The sequence below is a fragment of the Arsenophonus endosymbiont of Bemisia tabaci Q2 genome, from assembly GCF_902713415.1.
Taxonomy (GTDB): domain Bacteria; phylum Pseudomonadota; class Gammaproteobacteria; order Enterobacterales; family Enterobacteriaceae; genus Arsenophonus.
In genome coordinates this window covers 1-3,250 of record NZ_CACTIE010000239.1, presented here as the reverse complement: position 1 = coordinate 3,250, position 3,250 = coordinate 1, and the positions used below count along the sequence as shown (strand labels likewise).

2 protein-coding genes and 2 pseudogenes are annotated in these 3,250 nt (G+C 37.0%); 2 read left to right on the top strand and 2 right to left on the bottom strand.

Annotated elements, in window-relative coordinates; genetic code table 11:
- Positions 1-103 precede the first annotated feature (103 nt).
- Both ARSQ2_RS15070 and ARSQ2_RS10545 read right to left on the bottom strand, forming a co-directional pair.
- Positions 104-1,416 (bottom strand): annotated as a pseudogene (locus ARSQ2_RS15070) (PqiA/YebS family transporter subunit); the annotation flags it as partial.
- Positions 1,417-1,491: 75 nt separating this feature from the next.
- Positions 1,492-2,378 (bottom strand): annotated as a pseudogene (locus ARSQ2_RS10545) (ATP-binding cassette domain-containing protein); the annotation flags it as partial.
- Positions 2,379-2,485: 107 nt separating this feature from the next.
- On the opposite strand from ARSQ2_RS10545, the gene ARSQ2_RS10540 reads away from it, so the two are divergent.
- Positions 2,486-2,992, top strand: coding sequence for a hypothetical protein (locus ARSQ2_RS10540; RefSeq protein WP_181995273.1), 507 nt, complete (start codon positions 2,486-2,488; stop codon positions 2,990-2,992).
- A 67-nt stretch (positions 2,993-3,059) separates the two neighbouring features.
- The coding region (locus ARSQ2_RS10535; RefSeq protein WP_181995272.1) for a hypothetical protein at positions 3,060-3,250 on the top strand (191 nt) is incomplete at its 3' end.

Genomic DNA, 3,250 nt, shown 5'->3' with positions numbered 1-3,250 from the left:
TCAACCCTTCTTCTTCCATCGTAAATATCACTTTACGTCTAAAATCAATTGAATAGCTCATATAAATAATGTCATCAAAATTAAGTCGCTTAGCTATACTCTGCGATACAACATTACAGCGATCCCAAGTTAAACGCGGATCAAAAGTCATTGCCGCAAACATGGTTAAAATCACAACAACAGCAAATAAAATAACCCCAAGTGCCGGTGAAACGCTCATTAATCGTCCCATTTGCACCAATGACGATAATACTGCAATCACAAAAACATGAATTATTGACCAACGTCCAACCCATTCAACAAGTTCATAAATAAAATACATCCTCGCCGGATCCCGATTGCCATAACCTTTAGCATCAAAACATAACCAGCCTACTGCCACTATTTTTAAGCTAGGTACCATAATGCTAGCAATAAAAATAATAATGGCGACCGGATACGAACCATCACCCCATAACAAAATAACACCGGACATAATAGTAGAGTCCAGTCTACTACCTAATGTATTGGTGATCATAACAGGCAAAACGTTTGCTGGAATATAAAGAACTAATGAGGAGAGCAATAATGCCATGGTATTTTGTAAACTATTAAGCCGCCTAACATAGCCTTTGGTATGGCAACGACGACAGTATAGCTGGGCGACTTTAAAATGATTACAAGTAATTACTCTATATCAGTAAATTTATATTGGAGAAAAACATATATTTTGTAATCAAAATTAAGACGCTTAGCTATATTTACGTTCAGCTGGCAAAATGACCATACAAATATGACAGGATCTGACGTTTTGACTAATACCACTTTTGCCTTCTTGCAGTGGGATCTCAAGCTTTGGCACTTCACCTATTTGCTGCCATAACCAATGTCTATGTAAACCTTGAAATGCCCTGACCTGCAATAAACAAAAAAATAGTAAGGAACAAAATTGATACCCAAAGTAATTTCACCATAGGCCATTAGTTTTACAAAATTAACCAGCACACCAGATAGAAAAATTTCTACCATGCACCAGGTTTTCATTTGAAATAACGTCCTGGCAAGATTTATTTTTAACCAAAGCGGGAGATTAACTCGTTGACATAATAAAATAATGGCAGCCATACAAAAAGCGGGTACTGCCAGGACAAAAAGGAGAAAAAACCAGCTAAGACTAGCATAATTTACATCAAACATGGCATGAGGAATATTAAACAGTGAAATTTGACTTTCAATGCCCATGACACTCATTTTTACGTAAGGAAATAAACAGGCAATAAGCAACATCACTAATGCGCTAATCGCTATTGCAGTTGGTTGATTAGCTGGATACTTCCACTTAGCAGATAAAACAGTATGACAGCGTGGACAGCTGGCTTTAGTGCCTTGTTCTAAAACCGGTAATGCTACCAATAAATCACATTGCGGGCAGAGTATCTTATTATGACAACTTTCATTAAAATGATTATGAGAGCAAAACTTTACTCTCCTCTATACAGTCATAATGCCAAATTATTGGTTATCTTTAAGTGATTCTAATTCTTGCCAACGCTCGAATGTCATTTCCATTTCTGCTTCTTTCTCAGCTAATGCTTTTAATACTGATTCAGTAACGCTATGGGGCTGATTAAAAAATTCCGGCGCACTAACTTGAGATTGCAAGATAGCAATTTCAGCTTCTAACTGCAGCGTTAATTGTTCTAGTTCTCTTAATAAATGATAACTAATTTTATTACTTTTTCGTTTTGGCTGCTCTTTAGCTGTTTCCACTGCCGCAATATTGGCTTTACTAACAGTAGCATGCGATAAAAAAAATTTTTGTCTACGCTGCGAAGAGGCGTCATAAAAACCCCCAAATACGGCTCAACTTTACCATGATGTTCAAACATCCAGCACTCAGTTACGGTATTATCAACAAATTGACGATCATGGCTAACCAATAATACTGTCCCTTTATAACTATTAACGAGCTCTTCCAATAGTTCAAGTGTTTCAATATCTAAATCATTAATCGGTTCATCAAGGATCAACAAATTACTGGGTTTTAAAAACAAACGTGCCAATAATAATCGATTTTCCTCTCCACCTGAAAGGGCTCGCACCGGTGTCATGGCCCGTTTAGGATGAAACAAGAAATCTTGTAAATAACCAAGCACATGAAGCGGCTGTCCGTTAACCATTACTTCCTGTTTACCTTCAGCTAAATTATCCATCACCGTTTTATCCGGATCTAGGGTCATTCTATGTTGATCAAAATAAGCAATCTCAAGTTTGGTACCGCGGTAAATATTACCGCTATCCGCCTCAAGTTGTCCTAGCATCAACTTAAGCAATGTTGTCTTGCCGTAGCCATTAGGCCCGATTAAGGCTATTTTATCGCCACGTTGCACTTGGACACTATAGCTAAGCGTCTTAATTTTGATTACAAAATATATGTTTTTCTCCAGTATAAATTTACTAATATAGAGTAATTACTTGTAATCATTTTAAAGTCGCCCAGCTATAAATGCAAAAAAAGAGCGCTGGGATGCGAAACAGATATTTTGTTCGCACTCAATATGGTGTAATCAAAATTAAGTCGCTTAGCTATAACATCATCTTCGAGCTCTTTTTTACCCGCTACATCGAACAGTTTAATACCGATACCGACAGTAGTATTTTTATCTGGAAGTGTGTGAGGTGTATCACTTCAATAACAATAACGCAGCCAGGCTTTATAACGAGCTCCTGGTTTAAATATGCCTACTTGATATACAGCTGGCAGATTATCATTTACTTTAAAAATTCCGTAAGCACTACCGTGCTGTTTAATAAACGCTGCCCGTCGTGCGCGTGTCCGTCTGTTATTAACGATGCGATCGCTCTGTACCTTATCGACAAACATCCTGCGGATCCCTTCTGTTGCCGTTTCCATATCTTGACTTTCTGGTGTCAGATGAACATGCATTGCGGAAGAGTTTTTCATATTATCTTTACTTATATTACTGTCCGCCTCCACAACATAAGATCATGATCGTTAACTTTTTTAAAAAATATAAATAAAGTCAACTGGTAAAATTTTTAATTCAAATCAAACGAATTTGCCGATCTCAAAACATCGAAAACTTGTTATAGCCTTTCATTTTGATGCTCTATCCAGAACGGTTGTTCTGGCCATCTCTGTTCTTGCTGGTATAACTAAGCGACTTAATTTTGATGACATTATTTATATGAGCTATTCAATTGATTTTAGACGTAAAGTGATATTTACGATGGAAGAAGAAGGGTTGAG